This window comes from Maribacter sp. (assembly GCF_039968975.1).
Classification (GTDB): Bacteria; Bacteroidota; Bacteroidia; order Flavobacteriales; family Flavobacteriaceae; genus Maribacter.
Genome location: NZ_JBDVOT010000080.1, coordinates 1 through 17774, shown reverse-complemented (window position 1 = coordinate 17774; position 17774 = coordinate 1). Strand labels below are relative to the sequence as shown.

Annotated in this window: 19 protein-coding genes, 1 pseudogene and 1 riboswitch; of the genes and pseudogenes, 12 read left to right on the top strand and 8 right to left on the bottom strand. The window is 34.0% G+C overall.

Going from position 1 to position 17774, the window contains the following annotated elements:
- On the bottom strand, positions 1-783 hold a 783-nt coding region (locus ABJI11_RS05855; protein ID WP_348350302.1), incomplete at its 3' end, for an ABC transporter substrate-binding protein.
- Between the two features lie 71 nt (positions 784-854).
- A riboswitch (cobalamin riboswitch) is annotated at positions 855-1062 on the top strand.
- A 33-nt stretch (positions 1063-1095) separates the two neighbouring features.
- Between ABJI11_RS05855 and ABJI11_RS05850 the strand changes: the two genes are divergently transcribed.
- Positions 1096-2922, top strand: a complete 1827-nt coding sequence (locus ABJI11_RS05850) for a TonB-dependent receptor (protein ID WP_348350300.1) — start codon at positions 1096-1098, stop codon at positions 2920-2922.
- 2 nt (positions 2923-2924) lie between these two features.
- Positions 2925-4343: a DUF5074 domain-containing protein gene (locus ABJI11_RS05845; RefSeq protein ID WP_348350298.1), complete on the top strand. Its 1419-nt coding sequence runs from the start codon at positions 2925-2927 to the stop codon at positions 4341-4343.
- 191 nt (positions 4344-4534) lie between these two features.
- Here the strand turns inward: ABJI11_RS05845 and ABJI11_RS05840 are convergent, their stop codons facing one another.
- Entirely contained in the window at positions 4535-6004 is a 1470-nt protein-coding gene (locus ABJI11_RS05840) for a S41 family peptidase (protein WP_348350296.1), read from the bottom strand.
- A gap of 27 nt (positions 6005-6031) precedes the next feature.
- On the bottom strand, positions 6032-7546 hold the full coding sequence (locus tag ABJI11_RS05835) for a S41 family peptidase (protein WP_348350294.1): 1515 nt from the start codon (positions 7544-7546) through the stop codon (positions 6032-6034).
- Between the two features lie 213 nt (positions 7547-7759).
- Between ABJI11_RS05835 and ABJI11_RS05830 the strand changes: the two genes are divergently transcribed.
- The 6 genes from ABJI11_RS05830 (at position 7760) to ABJI11_RS05805 (ending at position 11467) form a co-directional block, all read left to right on the top strand.
- The gene (locus ABJI11_RS05830; protein WP_348350292.1) at positions 7760-8269 is read left to right on the top strand and encodes an RNA polymerase sigma factor; all 510 of its coding nucleotides are present in this window, start codon (positions 7760-7762) and stop codon (positions 8267-8269) included.
- Positions 8256-8693 (top strand): hypothetical protein, encoded by a 438-nt coding sequence (locus ABJI11_RS05825; RefSeq protein ID WP_348350290.1) that lies wholly within the window; start codon positions 8256-8258, stop codon positions 8691-8693. Before ABJI11_RS05830 ends, ABJI11_RS05825 begins: the two co-directional genes overlap by 14 nt.
- A 1-nt stretch (position 8694) precedes the next feature.
- Positions 8695-9249, top strand: a complete 555-nt coding sequence (locus tag ABJI11_RS05820; RefSeq protein ID WP_348350288.1) for a DUF4252 domain-containing protein — start codon at positions 8695-8697, stop codon at positions 9247-9249.
- Positions 9250-9348: 99 nt separating this feature from the next.
- Positions 9349-9891, top strand: a complete 543-nt coding sequence (locus ABJI11_RS05815; RefSeq protein WP_348350286.1) for a DUF4252 domain-containing protein — start codon at positions 9349-9351, stop codon at positions 9889-9891.
- Positions 9892-9951: 60 nt separating this feature from the next.
- Entirely contained in the window at positions 9952-10491 is a 540-nt protein-coding gene (locus ABJI11_RS05810) for a DUF4252 domain-containing protein (protein WP_348350284.1), read from the top strand.
- Between the two features lie 163 nt (positions 10492-10654).
- Positions 10655-11467, top strand: coding sequence for a mechanosensitive ion channel domain-containing protein (locus ABJI11_RS05805; RefSeq protein ID WP_348350282.1), 813 nt, complete (start codon positions 10655-10657; stop codon positions 11465-11467).
- Between the two features lie 76 nt (positions 11468-11543).
- Here the strand turns inward: ABJI11_RS05805 and ABJI11_RS05800 are convergent, their stop codons facing one another.
- From ABJI11_RS05800 to ABJI11_RS05790, 3 genes are all read right to left on the bottom strand, one after another.
- Positions 11544-12425 carry a mechanosensitive ion channel family protein gene (locus ABJI11_RS05800; protein ID WP_348350280.1) on the bottom strand — a complete coding sequence of 294 codons (882 nt, stop codon included), beginning with the start codon at positions 12423-12425 and terminating at the stop codon, positions 11544-11546.
- Between the two features lie 126 nt (positions 12426-12551).
- Positions 12552-13895, bottom strand: a complete 1344-nt coding sequence (purB, locus tag ABJI11_RS05795) for an adenylosuccinate lyase (protein WP_348350278.1) — start codon at positions 13893-13895, stop codon at positions 12552-12554.
- 129 nt (positions 13896-14024) lie between these two features.
- Positions 14025-14588 carry an adenylosuccinate lyase gene (locus ABJI11_RS05790; RefSeq protein WP_348350276.1) on the bottom strand — a complete coding sequence of 188 codons (564 nt, stop codon included), beginning with the start codon at positions 14586-14588 and terminating at the stop codon, positions 14025-14027.
- 35 nt (positions 14589-14623) lie between these two features.
- On the opposite strand from ABJI11_RS05790, the gene ABJI11_RS05785 reads away from it, so the two are divergent.
- Entirely contained in the window at positions 14624-15097 is a 474-nt protein-coding gene (locus tag ABJI11_RS05785; RefSeq protein ID WP_348350274.1) for a heme-binding domain-containing protein, read from the top strand.
- On the opposite strand, the gene ABJI11_RS05780 is transcribed toward ABJI11_RS05785, so the two are convergent.
- Entirely contained in the window at positions 15066-15752 is a 687-nt protein-coding gene (locus tag ABJI11_RS05780; RefSeq protein WP_348350272.1) for an NAD-dependent deacylase, read from the bottom strand. The two genes, ABJI11_RS05785 and ABJI11_RS05780, sit on opposite strands and share 32 nt — an antisense overlap.
- A gap of 49 nt (positions 15753-15801) precedes the next feature.
- Here ABJI11_RS05780 and ABJI11_RS05775 point away from each other — a divergent pair, with 49 nt between their 5' ends.
- From ABJI11_RS05775 to ABJI11_RS05765, 3 genes are read left to right on the top strand one after another with little or no spacing between them, the layout of a single operon-like run.
- Positions 15802-16458, top strand: a complete 657-nt coding sequence (locus ABJI11_RS05775; protein ID WP_348350270.1) for an RNA methyltransferase — start codon at positions 15802-15804, stop codon at positions 16456-16458.
- Between the two features lie 40 nt (positions 16459-16498).
- Entirely contained in the window at positions 16499-17026 is a 528-nt protein-coding gene (locus tag ABJI11_RS05770) for an SRPBCC family protein (protein WP_348350268.1), read from the top strand.
- Positions 17027-17028: 2 nt separating this feature from the next.
- Positions 17029-17394, top strand: coding sequence for a VOC family protein (locus tag ABJI11_RS05765; protein WP_348350266.1), 366 nt, complete (start codon positions 17029-17031; stop codon positions 17392-17394).
- A 13-nt stretch (positions 17395-17407) separates the two neighbouring features.
- Here the strand turns inward: ABJI11_RS05765 and ABJI11_RS05760 are convergent.
- Positions 17408-17774, bottom strand: a pseudogene (locus ABJI11_RS05760) (alpha-amylase); the annotation flags it as partial.

Sequence of the window (17774 nt, the reverse complement as noted above, 5' to 3'; positions counted from 1 at the left end):
CCAGCTTTTTCCACCAGGTAAGTACCAAACGTCATTGAACATGGCGCCACTAAGTACGGTTGGTTTATTTTTAGCGCCAGAAGCTAGTTTTTTAGCTTCTAAATAAGATGTTTCAATTTTACTGAAAATAGCCTCGGCTTCTTTTGTTTTATTAAAAAAGGGAGCAAAGAATTTTATCCATTCCGCTTTTCCTAAAGGAGTTTCTTCTACCCAATCGCCATTATAAACTACGGGGATATTAGCGCGTTGTATCGTTTCATACGTGCTGTTACCATCGTTAATGGAGAATCCGAAAATAACATCTGGTTGCAGAGCAAGAACAGCTTCGGTATTTATACTTTCATTGATACCTAATTCTTTAATTTGCCCGGCATCAATTAATTTTCTTGCTGGTATTGAAGAAATGTATTTGGTGTCTGGAAAGCCAATAAGTTGATTTAAAACTCCCAATTCTTCTAAAGCGGGAATATGAGTGGTTGAGGTAACTACAAAATCTTCAACAGGTGTTGAAATAATGGCATCATATTCGTTTCTGTTCAATGTTACACTTGCTTGAATTTCTTTGGGAACCAAGGCATAGGTATATGTAGTTTCAGCATTTGCCCAAGGTTTTAAGACCTTAACAATCGTAATTCCGTTACTCTGAGTTTTTATTTCAAAACCATTGGCATATTGTATAGATGTACTGCTAGTGGCTGTTTGGTTGGGGAATACATCTTTTTTATCCTGCTTGCATTCGCATAACAAAAAAAGGAAACTTATAAAAAGTAAGCGTTTGAACATGTTCTTAATTGGTCTATTTTTTCAAAAGTAGTATTATAAAAGTTTACTTAGAAAGATTAAACTAAATGTTTACTTTCGCCATGAATTTTGGTTTTCATTATTTTTTGTAATGAAATTAAAAGGGAATCTAGTGAAAATCTAGAGCTGTTCCCGCAACTGTAAGCTTAGTCTTTGTCATAAAGATGGCTACTATTTCTTCAATACCACTGTTATTAGTTTAATGGGAAGGTTGATAGTAGTACGTAAGTCAGGAGACCTGCCATATTTTTAATATAGATTCGATGGACTTTCGGGTAAAAAGTCGTTGTAGTGATGAAAAAGTTAATTTCCATAGTACTGGTATTTTGTGCTACAATAGGGTATGCACAACGAGATTCAATTTTAAAGTTGGATGAAGTTGTTGTATCTGATAGTAGAATTAAGCAGTATAATGAGGGGTATAAGGTAACCGTATTACAGGATAGTGTTATACAGCGTACCAACGGACTTCTTACTACGTTACTGGCTTTTAACTCTAATATTTATTTTAAAGAGAATGGATTTGGAATGGTTTCTTCGCCTGCCTTTAGAGGGACCAATGCCTCGCATACCGCAGTTGTATGGAACGGTATTAATATAAACTCACAGTTAAACGGACAAGTAGATTTTAATACAATAAACCCTTTTAACTATAACTCAGTAACTATTCGTAGTGGTGGTGGAAGTGTGCAGTATGGTTCAGGAGCTATAGGAGGTAGTATTCATTTAAATAATGATTTACTATTTAAAGAACACTTTAATAATCAGGTTTCTATTGGTTATGGAAGTTATGATACAAAAAAAATAAATTTTAATCAAACGTATGGTAGTCGATTAATTTCCTACAGTTTAGGGGTTAATTATAATGCATCTGATAACAACTATAAGTATTTAAATACCAACGAAGAGAATAAGAATGGCGAGTTTAATAACCTAAATTTAAATTGGAATATAGGTTATGTTCTTTCTGAAAATCAAATATTAAAATTATACCATCAAACTTTTATAGGTGATAGAAATTTATCGGGAAACTTGGTGGTTTTAGGTAGAAGTAAGTATATAGATAACCATTACAGAACACAAGTAGAGTGGGGGCGTTTTGGAACCAAAGCGATATCTAAAGTAAAATTAGCCTACTTGCAAGAGGAATATAAATATTTTGAGAATAAAGATGCAGATATTTTTTCTTTTGGGAAGGTGTCTAATTTTTTAGCGAGATATTCTTTTGATTATAAACTTTCTAAGTTTTTTAGGATTAACTCTTTTTTAGAATATAATAACTATAAAGGTGCTGGAGATAGTTTTGGAAGTCCAAAAAGGGATGATTTTTCTGCAACAGCACTTATCAAGCATATTGTATCTCCTAAAATTGCCTACAATTTGAATGTTAGGCAAGATTTTTCTTCAGATTTCTCAAGTCCTTTGGTTTTTTCGTTCGATGGTCGCTATAGTCTTACTGACAGTTATAATATTAAGATAAATGCATCTAAAAATTTTAGGATACCCACCTTTAATGATTTGTACTGGCAACCTGGTGGAAATTTAGATCTTGTTCCTGAAAAATCATACCAATTAGATTTGGGGAATGAGTTAAATATTGGGGCTGTTTCTATGCAATTTAATGGTTATTATATCTCAACAAAAGATATGATCAAATGGTTGCCTAATAATGAAGGGTTTTGGTCTCCTATAAATATTGACGATGTTGAAATTTACGGAGCAGAAGCCAAAATAGAGGCAAATTATTCTTTAGGTAAAAACCAAGAGATAGGTATTAAAACAAATTATGCGTATACCGTTTCAGAAGATAAGAGTACTAATGAGCAGTTAATTTATGTGCCATTCCATAGCGCAAACGGTTCGCTTGAATATAGAATTGGGGACTTAAATTTATTTTACCAGCATTTATTCAATGGAGCTGTGTCTATTGTTGGTGGTGAGTTAAAAGAATATCAAGTAGCTAATCTTGGAGCAACTTATTCTGCCGGTATATTGAAAAAAGATTTAAAATATACAATAGGAGTTACGATTAACAATTTGTTTAATACGTACTACGAAAACGTAGCATTGCGTCCAATGCCAAACAGAAATATACAAACACAATTAATACTAAATTTTTAAGAATGAAATTGAAACACTTTATGTTAACAGCGGCTTTCGCCTCATTTATACTTACATCTTGTAGTGATGATGATGATATGCCAGCACCAGGAACAATAGAAATAGCTACAGCAGAAGATAGTTATGATGAGGGCGAAGGAACAGTAGGAATAACGATTAGTACATCTAGCGTAAATGCAATGGATGTAACCATTAGTTATGAGGTAACAGGAACAGCCACTGAAGGTGAAGATTATCAATCTTTAGCAGGTTCGGTAGTTTTGCCGGCGGGAGAAACAACAATACAAGAAAGTTTAATTTTAATTGATGATACAGAGGTAGAATCTTCGGAAGAGGTGATATTTACTATTACATCTACTAGTAATGAAGAAGATATTATAGGAGCTAATAGTTCTTTAATAGTAACAATTACGGATAATGATTCTTATCCTTTTGAAAATGGGATATTGGTTTCTCATGAAGGTAATTTTATGCAAGGAAATGCTTCTATTTCTTTTGTTTCAGATGATTTAACGACAGTGGAAAACAATATATTTAAAACTGTAAATGATATAGATGCTTTAGGGGACAATGCACAAAGTATGTCTTTTTATGATAATATGGCATATATAGTAATGAATGGCTCTCAAAAGATAGAAGTTGTAAATCGTTATACATTTGAATCTGTTGCCACTATTGGAGGACCAAACGAGACAGATTTTTTAAACCCTCGTTATATGGCTATAGCTAATGGTAAAGGGTATGTTACGAATTGGGGAGACGGTTCTAATCCTGATGATGATTATGTTGCCGTAATCGATTTGGAAACTAATACCGTTGAATCTACTATTTCGGTAGCAGAAGGACCGGAGAAAATTATAGCGAAGGATAATACAATTTATGTAGCGCTTCAAGGAGGTTTTAATCAAAATAATGGAGTTACTGTAATCGATGCTACTACAAATACTGTTACAACAACCATTACAGTTGGTGATCGTCCTAATTCTATGCAACTAGATGCTAGTGGAAATCTTTGGGTTTTATCAGGTGGAAATCCATCTTGGACTGGAAATGAGACTGCCGGACAAATAGATAATATTAATACTACAGATAATACAGTTACAACAACGATGAATTATGCGGTTACAGAACATCCAGGTAATTTAGAAATTGATGGGGCTACTCTTTATTATTACTCTGCAGGGGCTGTGTATGCTATGGATACTACGGCGAGTGTATTGCCAACAACTGCAGAAATTGAAGGTCTTAGTTTTTATGATATGGCTGTTATTGATGGTAAACTTTATGGAGTAGATGCTAAAGATTTTGTTAGCAATGGTTCTTTGGAGGTTTATGATTTATCCGATAATACTTTATTAGCCTCTAGTACCGTTTCTGTCATTCCAGGAGGAATATATTTTAACGGAACAGCGGAAAGATAAGATGTAATTTGAAAATGTACTATCCAACATAATTGTTACAAACGATTATGAAAGGATTTGATTAGTTAAAAAAAAGCTGAACAATGTTATCATTGTTCAGCTTTTTTTAAATCGTTTAATGGCTTCAAGAATTCTTGTATTCATTAACGCGATGTTGTAGTCTTCTTTCTAAATAAGGTATTGAATTAAATTTAGAATTCCATATCATAAACGGTATCATCGACCATTTTATCGCTCATAAGACTATTCTCCTTAGAGCTGCTTATAATATTGATAGGGTAATGTACTGTAAAGTCACGTTTACCTGTAGCGCCCGTAATCACTTCAATTGCTTTTGCTAACAAAGGCTCGTTCTCTTCTCCTAAAATACCAAGGTTGCTATAATCTTCTTTTAGCTCATAATCTGGCTGTAAACCGCTTGTAAAGTCAAAGAAACCATCGGCATTTTCATTTCTACCTATTAGGGGTTGAATTGCCCATTGATTATCAGGATTAATATTGTTTACTCTTGATGGTGTATACAAATAAGAATTATCACGATCATCAACAAGGGTAGTGGAGAATTCATTTTTACCTCTTGTAACATCTCCTATTTGAATCACATCCATGTAAGGTTCTAAACTATTGATCAACAATTCACTTGCAGAAGCTGAACTAGCGGAAGTAATAACATATAGTTTTGTTAAACCAAGTGAATTAATAGCTTCCCCGTTAACATTATCAGCAAAATAAACTTCTAACTGACTATCGTTAAACTGCTCTTGAAGTTTATCATTATATCTCTTTCTCAAAAACAAGTCAGACGTGTTGGTACCGTAAATCATACTAGCTAATAAACGTGTAGTATTTACAGATCCACCAGGGTTATATCGTAAGTCCATTACCAAATTAGTAATGCCTGCAGATTTCAAATCTTTAACAGCAGCATAAAGGTCGTCGTCATACTCGTTTGTAAATTGATTATATAAGATATACCCAATGTTCTCAACACCGATTGTAAATGATTTAGAAAGTAAAACAGGATTTTCAGCTAAACCTTCCTCTTTGGTTAGTGTAATTTCTACATCATTAGGAGTAAAGCTACCATTATCAAAATCTGCCATATTCAAGGTGTAGGTATCATTTTCACCAAAAAGCAAATTAATATAATTGGATGTAGTCAGTGTTTGACCGTCAACACCGGTAAAAAGGTCGCCACGTTGAATCTCAACCGTTGCGGCATTTGAGTTGGGTATGATATAACGAACAAAACCAAAAATCTCTTCACTATCTTGAAACTGAACAAGTCCAAATTCTAATCCGTTACTTTTTGAAATTCCAGATAATGAATTGGTTAGCTCGCGGTAGTCTTCATTATAGAAACTGAATCTGTCATCAATAAACTGCAGTTTATTATCAAAGAATGCAGAAGGATCATCTTCAGAATCCAAAAAAGCGGTGTATTCAGCTATACCTTCATCTGTATTTTCAAAACGGTCATCTGCTAAATCATCTACACTTGCTTGCCAGAAATACCAAAAGTTCATTGCTTTCCACATAAAATCTTGAACTTCAACATCAGCTGAACCATCTGGGTCTACGGTGTTCGGTAGCGTTAAGTCATCATCTTTAGAGCACGAAAATGCAATTGCAGCAACTAATAATATTAATATCTTCTTCATATTTAAGGAAACTGAAATATTTTAATTTTATTTCTTTTCAGTTATAGGAATTTTAGAAACCGGAACACTGTTATTTAGTAGTAAGACAGCATTACGTGGGTCATGAAGCTTAGAACTAGAAACTACATTTGCAGGTATTAGCACCTCAAAATTGCTTTTTCCGCTAACTCCATTAATTTCTTGTATAGCTCTTGCAAATAAGGGCTCATCTGCGTTACCTAAAACTCCTAGATTGGTAACGTCTTCATCTAATTCAATATCGGGTACTAAGCCATCAATATAATCAGAGAAACCAGCACTATTTTCAACTTGACTAATAATTGGCTGTAATCCCCATTGAACGTTAGGATTAATATTTTCAACCCTCTCAGGGTCATAAACATTGCCACCTTCTGGATCATCAACAAATAAAACTGAACCTTGATTCTTGCCAACGGTAGTGCCGCCAATATGAATAACATTCATATAAGGCGCTAAGCCTACCATAACCAATTCACTTGCAGAAGCAGAGCTTTCTGTTGCTATGATGTAAACTGTATTAAGGTTTAAAGTGTTTAAAGGTGCATCAGAATTTCCGTCAAAAGTGCCTGTAGTACTTACGAAATAATTTTCTGTAGAACTACTTTCAAACTGCGCTTGTAATTTTGCATTATAAACTGTTTTATATAGTAAGTCTGAAGTATTAGTCCCTTTTATTAAACTTGCCAAAACAGCAGCTGTTGAACCTCTACCGCCAGGGTTGTATCTTAAATCTAGCACCATTTCATTAACACCTTGCGATAAAAAGTCTGCGAAAATAGCATTCAAAGCATCTTCAGATCCCGATACAAATTGGTTATACATTAAATAGCCAATTTTTTTATCACCAGAGGTAATTATATTACTTACATGAATAGGGTCTTCTATCAAGCCTTCGGATTTGGTCAAAGTAACTTTTTTGTCACTCGGGCTAATACCACCATCGACAATTTCAGCCATATTCAAAGCGTAGGTGTCATTATCACCAAAAAGCAATTCAATATAATTATCTACCGTTATCGTTTGTCCGTCAACACCAATAAATAAGTCACCTCTTTTTATGTCTTGATTAGATGCATCAGAATTTTTAACGATATATTCTACAAAGCCAAATAAATCATCAGTGCCGCTTATACGACCTAAACCAAATTGTAGTCCATTACTTTTAGATACCCCTGCAGAACTGTTTACTAATTCAGTATAATTATCACTATAGAAAGTAAATCGATCTTCTGAAAATAATAATTTATTCTCTAGTAAAGCAACTGGGTCATCATTTTCTGTAAGGTATGTCTCATATGCCGTTTGTGTATCAAAGCGGTCATCTGCCAAATCTGGTACATCACCTTGCCAGAAATAATATAGATTTAAGGTTTGCCAAAAAAAGTTTTGGACTTCAATATCTACTTCTGCGATTTCTTCTTCGGGATTTTCAATTTCTTCTTCAATAATAGTATCATCATCGTTATTGCAAGAGGTAACAACAAATCCTAAACAAAGAAGGGATAGGAAAAATTTTTTCATAGCTTTTTTTAAATTTTAATAATGAATATACAAATATTAGAACATTCATCTTTGTACCGAAAACAAACGTTTAATTAAGTACGTATATAATTAGTATAAGGATGTTAAATTTACTTACAAGTCAATTAAATAAAAATTAATTGTAACAAAAATCATTCACTATCGTCTTCTTTTTGTAAACCGATAAGAAAGTTTACGAACAGCCAAACCAAAATGAAACAAGCGGAGTTTTTAAATATTGTGTTACCATTTAAGGATAAATTGTTCCGTATGGCCAAAAGATTATTGGTTTCTACGGAAGAAGCTGAAGATGCAACACAAGAGATTTTAATTAAGTTGTGGTCCAAGAAAAATAAAATGGAGAGCTATAACAATGTAGAAGCATTTGCCATGACCATGACCAAGAATTTTTGTCTGGATAGGTTGAAATCTAAGCAAGCCGGGAATTTAAAATTGGTACATACGAATTATACAGATGCAAACACATCTTTACAAGGTCAGCTAGAAGCTAAAGATAGCATCAGTTGGGTAGAAAGAATAATGGCAGAATTACCTGAGCAGCAAAAAATGGTATTACAATTGCGAGATGTAGAACAGTATGAATATGACGAAATAGAAAAATTGTTGGGTATGAAACCAACGGCCATACGGGTAGCTTTATCAAGAGCTAGAAAAACCGTTAAGGAAAAATTAATGGAAAAGCATAATTATGGAATTGCATAACATAGAAAAATTAATAGAAAAATATTTTGAAGCAACTACAACGGTTGCAGAAGAAGAAACGCTTAGAACGTATTTTTCAGGGGATGACATTGCTCCTCATTTAGAACAGCATGCACCTTTGTTTAATTACTTTTCAAAAGCAAAAGAAGAACGCTTTACAAAGCAGGTACCATTAAAACCTAGAAAAAATTATTTGAAATGGGTGTCCGTTGCAGCAATAGCAGTCTTTATGGTGGGGGTATATTTTTATCAACCTACACCGGCTCCGGTTACTTTGGCAGATGAGTATACACCAGAGGAGATAGCATCTGCAAAAGAGGCATTGGCCTTATTAGCAATGAATTTCAATAAAGGTACAGAGCAACTAAACCATTTAGAGGAATTTGAAAAAACAACGAATAAATTTTTAACGAAAAATAATTAAAATGAAAAAGATACTAGTATTAGCGCTTTTGGTATTAGCCCCTGTGATTATTAATGCTCAAGATATATTTGAGAAATATGAGGATAATGATAAGGTGACGTTTGTTGCCATGCAGCCAAAAATGTTTCAAATGTTGGGTAAAATGAGCGTAAGTTCAGATGATCCAGAAGCAAAAGAATTTTTTGAGCTTGTAAACTCCATTACAAGTTTTAAGGTGATTACCACTGAAGACGCAGCAATATCAAAAGATGTGGATGGTTGGGTAACAAATAGACTTAAAAGCTCCTCTTTTGAAGAACTGATGAGAGTGCGTGACGGTAGCTCTAATGTAAAGTTTTACGTAAAAGAAGGTAAGGATAGTGACCATGTAAAGGAACTTTTAATGTTCGTAACCGGTTTAAAGGATATGGATATAGATGTCAATGGTAAAAAATTAGAAACGGTGTTGTTGTCTTTGACCGGAGATATCAATTTAAGGTCAGTATCTAAGTTAACCGATAAAATGGATTTACCAGGTGGTGATCAATTAGGTAAAGCGGCACAAAAGGAAAACTAAGTATATAAGTGTCGATTTTAATTTCGATGCAAAAAAAATAATTATTAATTCATCAATCGCCAAAACCAAAATTAGGTAGCGGCACTAAAATCAACAATCATGAGAAAAGTAGCAGTAGTAATTTTAATGGCAATTTTACCCGCATTGGGTTTTTCACAATCTGTATTCGATAAATATGAAGATATGGATAACGTGGGGTCTGTAATCGTAAACAAAAGTATGATCGACCTTGTTTCTAAATTTGGCGGAATGAGTGACGATGCTGAGGCGCAAGAATTCATAGAAGTAGCCAGCGGATTACGAAACGTAAAGGTCTTTATGACCGAAGATTCATCAGTTTCTGCAGATATGTCTTTAACGGTTAAAAAATATCTTAAGTCTTCTAAGTTAGAGGAGTTAATGCGTGTAAAAGATGAAGATGTAAATGTCAAGTTTTATGTAAAAGATGGTAAAAAGAAGGATCATGTATCAGAGTTACTAATGTTTGTTAGTGGTTTGGAAAATGTAGAAGTAGGGCATAACGGAAGAAAGCTAGAAACGGTTTTGGTGAGTCTTACCGGTGATATCGATCTAAATAAAATTGGCACACTGACCAGTAAAATGGATTTGCCTACAGATTTGAACAAGGCATCAGGAAAGTAATATAGATTTATAAAGGTCTTCTTTAAATGGGAGACCTTTTTCTAATTTTAAAAACATAATATGAAAAATGTATATTGGGTAATAATGATGGTAATTGGCATTGCCATTACATCGTGCTCATCAGAACAGAGTCTACAGCAATATTATATTGCAAATGCAGAGAACCCTAATTTTATGTCTTTTGATTTACCTTCTAGTCTTTTGGATTTAGAAACAGCAAATTTGACCGAGTCTGAGAAAGAAGCGGCTTCGTCATTAAAAAAGCTAAATATTCTAGCATTCCAGAAAAAACCTGAAAACGAGGCAGATTATTTAGTTCAAAAAAATGCGATTAAATCAATATTAAAAGGGGATGATTTTAGTGAGCTAATGAAAATGAACACCCCTTTTGGAAAAGCTACTATACAATTAAAAGGCGATGATGACACTATTGACGAACTTGTCATCTATGGCGACAATGATGATAAAGGATTGGTTCTAGTTAGGGTTTTAGGAGATAATATGAACCCAGTTAGTTTAATGCAATTAATTAAAACTATAGAAAAATCTGATTTTGAAGGGAAAGGGTTGGAACAATTTGGAGATTTAATTAAAGGTTAAATTTAAGGTATATTTGTTTTAAAAACAGCCCGTTGCATATTTGTGGCGGGCTTTTTATTTGCTCTAATAGCGGTTTACCTCTATTTTTATGTGACCAACGAAAAAAAAAGGTGTCTTACTAAATGAGAACAATTAAATAACAACCTAAACAAACAAATTACAAATGGAAGAAAACGCACAAGTATGGATTGACAAAGGAATTGAATTAGTAATGGAATTTGGTCCAAAAATTATATTGGCACTTCTAATTTACATTATTGGTTCTTGGATTATTAAGAAGTTAATTGGTGTTGTAAATAAGGGAATGACCAAGCAGAATTACGATGAATCTCTTAGGAAGTTCTTGCTAAATCTTGCAAAATGGGCTCTAACAGTATTTTTAATTATTACTGTTATTTCAACATTGGGAGTGGAAACTACGAGTTTTGCAGCAGTTATTGCAGCAGCAGGTTTAGCAATTGGTCTTGCGTTGCAAGGGTCTCTATCTAATTTCGCCGGTGGAGTTTTACTTATCATATTTAAACCTTATAAAATTGGAGATTTAATAGAAGCTCAAGGTGTTCTTGGTAGTGTAAAAGAGATTGAGATTTTTACCACGAAATTAATTACTCCAGAAAATAAGTTAGCTATTGTTCCTAATGGCGCAATGGCAAACGGCAACATTGTAAATTATACGGCCGAGGGTAAAATTAGAGTCGATACTACGGTAGGTGTAGATTATGGTTCTGACTTACAAAAAACTAAGGAAGTTTTGTTGGCAATGTTAGTAGCTAACCCACAGGTATTGCAGGACCCTGCGCCATCAGTAAACGTATCTGAATTGGCAGATAGTTCAGTAAACTTGGCTGTACGTCCTTTCTGTAAGCCAGAAGATTACTGGGATGTATACTTTGCTACAATAGAAGGAACTAAGAAAGCATTGGATACTGCAGGAATAGAAATTCCTTACCCACACGAAGTTCAAATTAATAAATAAATTAGCATAGTTAGTTAGTAAAAAGCCCGTTGAACTTGCTCAACGGGCTTTTTTGATTTTATTCGATAATAGATATTTAATCTTTTGCAATCTTCAGGTTATTTTTTCCGAAGTCCAATGTTCTGATTGGGAACGGAATATTGATATCACGTTCATCAAAATGTTTCTTGATGATTTTTATTGCTTTATGTCTTGCGGCATGTTCTTGTTTTACATTAATACAGTTAGCCCAAAAACGTACCATAAAGTTTATTGAACTATCTCCGAATTCCGTAAAAAAGAATTCAACATCTTCATCATCGTTTTGTTTAAAATTATCTGTAATAATTTTTACAGTTAAATCTTCTACCATTTGTAAATCACTTTCATAACCCACACCGCAATTCACAAAAATTCTATTTCTTTTATTCATAGAGTAATTGGTAAACGACCCATCTATGAATTTAGAATTTGGTATAACCACTACATTGTTGTCAGGCTGTTTTAGAATAATATTTCTTAGACTTATTTCGGTAACAAAGCCTGATACGCCATCAGCATTAATAAAATCATTTATTTTAAGTTGTGGCATAAAAGATAATATAAGTCCGCCAAATGTATTGCTAAGCGTGCCCTGTAGCGCTAAACCAACGGCAAGACCTACAACACCTGCACCTGCAAGTATACTTGTTAAAACTTTATCTAAATCTAAGACACCAAGGGCAATAAAGAATCCGATTAAAATAATGGTTACAAAAATTACTTTTGCTATTATTTCCTGAATAGAGACTTGTGATATTTTTCTTAAAATAGTTCTTTTAAGAAGTTTACGTATTCCCCTAGCCAGAAAATAAAATAGAACCATAACCAGAATTGCCATTGCGAGATTTGGTAATTTTAAGACGATAGCTTCTAACCAACCATCTAATTTATCCCATAGACTACTTACTGATTCTTCAACTGAGAAATTTGTTTGCATTTAATTTTAGATTTGTGTTCGCTTGTAATATATAGGATGCAAGGCACAATCTAAAATGCATATCGCCCTAAACGGGCGATATGAAGTATTTGAATTAAAGAAAATTTTTAATGCATTAAAACTGGCTTAAATACCAGTATAGTTACTAGGAGATATTTGTTTTAACTCATTTTTTATTTCGTCAGAAACTTCTAGTGTATCAATGAAATTTGCGATTGAGTTTTTATTGATTTTTTCATTTGTACGAGTAAGTCCTTTTAGAGCTTCGTAGGGGTTAGGGTAACTTTCACGTCTCAATATGGTTTGAATAGCTTCTGCTACTACAGCCCAGTTGTTCTCTAAATCCTGCTCAAATTTCTCTTTATTTAAAAGTAATTTGTTCAAACCTTTTAAAGTAGATTGAAAAGCAATAATAGTGTGTGCAAAAGGAACACCAACATTTCTAAGCACAGTACTATCTGTTAAATCTCTCTGCAATCTAGAAACTGGTAGCTTGGCTGATAAGTGCTCAAAAATAGCATTTGCTATACCCAGGTTACCTTCAGAGTTTTCAAAATCTATTGGGTTGACCTTGTGTGGCATTGCAGAAGAACCAACTTCTCCGGCTTTAATTTTTTGCTTGAAATAATCCATAGAAACATACGTCCAGAAGTCGCGGTCTAAATCTAAGATTATTGTATTTATACGTTTTAGACCGTCAAATAAAGCAGCTAGGTGGTCATAGTGTTCTATTTGAGTAGTTGGGAACGAATGTTGCAATCCTAATTTTTCTTGAACGAAATTTTGTCCAAAAGCTTTCCAGTCTATAGATGGGTAAGCTACTAAATGAGCATTGAAATTACCTGTAGCTCCACCAAATTTAGCAGCACTAGGTATATCGTTCAATAAATTGAATTGCTCCTTTAAACGCGTCACAAATACCATAACCTCTTTACCTAAACGAGTTGGTGAAGCTGGTTGCCCGTGTGTTCTTGCCAACATGGGTATATCTGACCATTCTAAAGTCAATACATCTAGTTTTTCCACCAATTCAAAATATTGAGGTACATACACGTCATTCATTGCTTCTTTAATAGAAAGCGGAATAGCAGTATTGTTAATATCTTGAGAAGTTAATCCGAAATGAATAAACTCTTTAAATTCAGATATGCCTAATGCGTCAAACGCCATTTTTATAAAGTATTCAACAGCCTTAACATCATGGTTGGTAGTTTTTTCTATTTCCTTGATTTCTTGAGCATCTGCAGTAGAAAAATCAGTATATATTTTTCTAAGCGTATCGAACTTTGAAGTGTCGAAATTAGAAAGTTGTGGTAAGGGAATCTCGCAAAGTGCAATAAAGTATTCTATTTCTACTCTAACTCTATATTTTATTAAAGCTTCTTCAGAAAAGTAAGCGGATAATGATTTGGTTTTTGAGCTATAACGACCGTCAATTGGTGATATGGCATTTAGTGCGTTAAGAGACATAGACAATGGTTAAATTATTAAGGGGCAAATATACCTAATCACATTAAGGTTTAAAACCATATTACACTTAACTTATGGTCAAATAAAGACATTTAATGAACAATCAGAGCTGGTTTTTGATTTCTTTGTTCATTTCTCCAATACCTTCAATGTCATTCTTGCACGTGCCTTGTATGCGGCACTGCCACTTTCATAGCTTTGTTTAAGTATTTGACCAAGTTCTGGGTGAATCCACTTTATCTTTTGTCCTATTAAAAGTAATGTTGTCATAGAATATGCTTTTGGTGCAACTTTGTGTTCGCCTATAAGCCAGTCAAAGGCAGATTCTGTAATAATGTTCAATTGACTAACAGATAAAGTCTGTGGAGATGTTCTATTTTTTTTGGGAAACTCATTTAAAGCCAATAATTGACAAATTTTTGAAGCGGGGCGGATTGAAGATTCTAAAGAAATATGGGTTAACGAACTAAGGAAAGAATCAATATGTTGATAAATGAGCTGCAAATCTTTTTTAGCTACATATTCTAATACCCAAGCTGCTTTACAGGAAATTGGTTCGGTATCATATTTTATTATTTCAATAAGAATAGGAATTAGCTTAGGGTTTCCTTCAATTTTAGATGCCATTTTACTACGGTTTTCTCTAGAAGCACTAACATAATTCAATGCTTCTTTAAGCTCTTCCTTTATCATAAAATTGTATCTTTATTTTTCATTTCCCCCCAAATATGAAATTACTAAAAAAAATTAGCCTAGGTATAGTTGTTGTATTTATAGCCATGCAATTTTTCAGTCCTACCAAAAATATTGCTGCAGGCAACCATACGGAAGCTTTTATAGCGCAAACAAATCCTTCGCCAGAACTTAAGAACCTTTTTGAGACCTCATGTTATGATTGTCATAGCAACAATACAGATTACCCATGGTACAATAATATAGCTCCTATTTCATATTTGCTTGCCGATCATGTTAAAGAAGGTAAAGAGCATTTAAATTTTTCTGAGTGGGAAAATTATTCCTTAGATAAAAAAGATCATTTGTTAGAAGAAATAGAAGCGGAAGTCGTTGATGATAATATGCCATTATCACAATATACCCTGTTTCATAAAGATAAAGAGCTTACGGCAAATGAGGTAGTTGAGTTAGTAGAGTGGGTAAGGCAGACTAGAATTATTTATCAACTAGGGAAGCAACCAAACTAGGAGTGCCTTCTACTGCAGTTTTCTCAATAATTGTCAAGCTTTTTTTATAAGTATTTGATATGTAAGGCTTTGGGTCTATGAAATAGATGGGCGTTGTGCTATCTACAAAATCAATTAAACTAGCTGCTGGGTATACTTGCATTGAAGTGCCTATAATAATCAAATAATCTGCTTTTTCGGTTATTGAGATTGCATCTTCTAAAAGAGGCACAGCTTCACCAAACCATACAATGTGTGGTCTCAATTGATATCCGTTTTTACAGGTGTCGCCCAATAAAATATCATTCTTTTGCTCAAAGATTTCTGTTGTAGAATTTATACTTCTAGCTTTTAATAATTCACCGTGTAGATGAAGTACTTGAGAACTACCTGCACGTTCATGTAAATCATCTACATTTTGGGTGATGATATGAACATTGAAATTTGCTTCTAAATCAACTAAAGCCTTGTGTGCCGCATTGGGTCCAACGGTAAGTAATTGCCTTCTTCTTTGATTGTAAAATTCTAATACTAATTCCGGATTTTTTTGAAACCCTTCTGGCGTAGCAACTTCCATAACATCATGCCCTTCCCATAGTCCGTTGGCATCTCTAAATGTTTTTAATCCGCTTTCGGCAGAAATTCCCGCTCCTGTTAATACGACGATGTTTTTCATGGTAAAATTCTAAATCTGTATAAAAATATACTTTTCTTATCTTGGGCGTATGATTGATGTGAAGCTTTTAGAGTATTTAGAAGAATTTATTTCTGAAAACAGAAAACAACGGTTTGTTGATATATTGGCGGAAAGAACAAATTACCTGACCGTTGCGGTTGAAGATGTATTTCAAATGCACAATACCAGTGCGGTGGTAAGAAGTTGTGAATCTTTTGGTGTGCAGACCGCTCATTTGATAGAAGATAGAAATGGTCAACATTTAGATGAGGAAATTGCCATGGGAGCTCAGAAATGGGTAGATATTAAGCGCTATAGAAGTTCAAAACAAGTAATTGATACGTTACGGGAGCAGGAATATAAAATCGTTGCTACTAGTCCGCATGCAGATAGTTCTTTATTGCAAGATTTTAAGTTAGATGGCAAAACAGCTTTGTTCTTTGGTACAGAGAAAAGTGGGTTAAGTGATTATGTACTAGAAAATGCAGATGCCTATTTAAAAATACCAATGGTAGGTTTTACCGAGAGTCTTAATATATCTGTTTCCGCGGCTATTATTCTGCAACATTTAACTTCGCAATTAAAAGCTTCGGATGTAGCGTGGATGTTAACAGAAGAAGAAATGTTGGAAAGAAGGTTAGATTGGACCAAAAAATCGATCAAGAGTGTTGATGATATTTTGGAAAGATATAAGTCTGATAATTAATTTTTATTTAACTTGTTCATCAACAACTAATTAACTGGATATGTATACCGTATTAATAATTCTTGGAGTGATAGTGGCATTGGTCATTATACTGGCGTTAATAGCACCTAAAAGTTATCAAGTATCTAGAAGTATAGAATTAGAGCAACCGCCAGAACAGATATGGCCTCATTTAAAGTTTTTAAAGAAACAGCAAGAATGGTCACCATGGGCAAGAAAAGACCCTGATATGGAGCTTACTTTTACCGGAATTGATGGTGAAGTAGGGGCTACCAGCCACTGGAATGGTAATAAGGAAGTAGGTGAAGGAGAACAAGAAATTACAAGAATTGTAGAAGGTGAACGAATTGAACAAGATTTACGATTTTTAAAGCCTTATAAGTCTCAGTCCGATTGCTATATGAATCTGGAATCATTAGTTGGGAATAGGAGTAAGGTAACTTGGGGATTTGCGGGAAACAATAAGTTTCCAATGAGTATTATGATGTTGTTCATGTCTATGGATAAAATGGTGGGCAAGGATTTTGAAGCGGGATTGGAGAATCTAAAAACTAATTTAAATAAATAGTTATGATAGCATGGTTTGAAATTCCTGTAGCAAATATGGAGCGGGCACAAAAATTTTATGAATCTATTTTAGATGTCTCCATTACGGTAAATAATTTCGGAGAATTTATAATGGGTTTGTTTCCGGACAAACAAAGCATGGGGCAGGCAAGCGGAGCTCTGGTAAAGCACGGTCATTACGTACCTAGTTCAACAGCCGGCGTACTTGTTTATTTTGCATGTAAAGATGCTGCCACAGTTTTGGATAAGGTTGAAAAAGCAGGCGGACAAGTATTACAGCCTAAAACAGAAATAGGTGAAGGACATGGATTTATGGGGCTTCTAAAAGATACGGAAGGCAATAGAATAGCCGTGCATTCAAATACCTGATTTTTTCAAGTCTTTAGTCTTGCAACTCTAATAAGGTGACATCAAAATCATTTTCTAAAATAACTTTAGAATTTTTAACCGTAACTCCTGTGTTTGAGTAGCGGTCATACAATTTAGTGCCATCGCCAAAAATGCCTTTTACAGAAAGTGTCTTTTTTCCTTTTGGAAGATCTAAACCTATTACGACCTTGTCTACATATTCATCTTTAGCAAAATACCTGCTAAAAACGTAAGGAGCTTTTGAGACTCTTTTATGAATACCTGCGCCAATGGCTGGGTGGTCATTTCTAAAAGTTCCTAGTTTTTGCCAATGTGCCAGTGTTGCTTTTGTTTTTGGCAAACTATCTAATTCTTCCCAATTCATAAAAGATCGTAATGTG